The following is an 873-nucleotide window of genomic DNA, read 5'->3' as shown; positions in this document are numbered from 1 at the left end:
AGGAGCGGGCTCGACCGGTGGCGCGTTGACGGGGATCGGCGCCCTCGTCGGCGCGGGCTCCGCTGCGCTGGTCGTCGCGGGAGTCGTCGCCGCGGCCACCATCATTCCTGGACTCGCCGGGGCGGACCCGGCCACATCGCAGCCCAGCGCCGGAGACTCCGACCCGTCGTCGATCACTTCGCAGGTCGGCCCCGACGCTTCGTTGAACCTCGACGAGCCGATCGTCATCGACGAGCCGGAGACGGTGCCGGACGAGGCGCCGGTCATTCCTCCTGTGGAAGACTCCTCGCCGGCGCAGCCGCGGGAAGATGCCGGCCCGGTCATCGCTCCGCCGGTTCCCCCCGCGACTCCCGTCGATCCCGTTGACCCGGTGGATCCCGTGGATCCCGTGGATCCCGTCGATCCCGTCGATCCCGTCGATCCCGTGGACCCGGTCGATCCCGTGGACCCGGTCGATCCCGTGGACCCGGTCGATCCTGCGGTCCCGACGGAGGCACCCACCTGGTCCGCTGCGACCATCTGGTTCAGCGGTTTCACCATCCACTACAGCGTGCCGGTCACCGGCGCACCGGGAACGACGGTCGAAGCGCTCCTCGACGGCAGCGGCGGCGGTGGCGACAGCATCGTCCTCGACGACGCGGGCACCGGGACGATCGATCTTCGTCCGAGCTTCTGGCAGGTCGTGGACGCCGACACGACCGTCGTCACGTTCCGCTACGTCCTGGCTGACAAGGTCGGCCCGTCCGCCGACACGACTCTGCTGGCACTCGAATCCGGCCCCGCCGTCGAGGCCGTCCTGCAGGAGGCGGAACAGGCTCTCGAGGGCGACGACACGACGACGGCCGTCACCGCCGCGGAGACGCAGCCGGCTCC

General features: G+C 71.1%; 1 protein-coding gene. It reads left to right on the top strand.

Features of this window, described 5'->3' with window-relative positions; all coding sequences use genetic code 11:
* Positions 1-873 (top strand): hypothetical protein (locus tag GZ67_RS20925; RefSeq protein ID WP_442922251.1); only part of this gene is annotated, 873 nt, incomplete at both ends.

The sequence above is a fragment of the Microbacterium sp. Cr-K20 genome (genome assembly GCF_000708325.1).
Lineage (GTDB): Bacteria > Actinomycetota > Actinomycetes > Actinomycetales > Microbacteriaceae > Microbacterium.
Note: the sequence above shows the minus strand (reverse complement) of the source record. Positions and strands in the feature narration are given on the sequence as shown.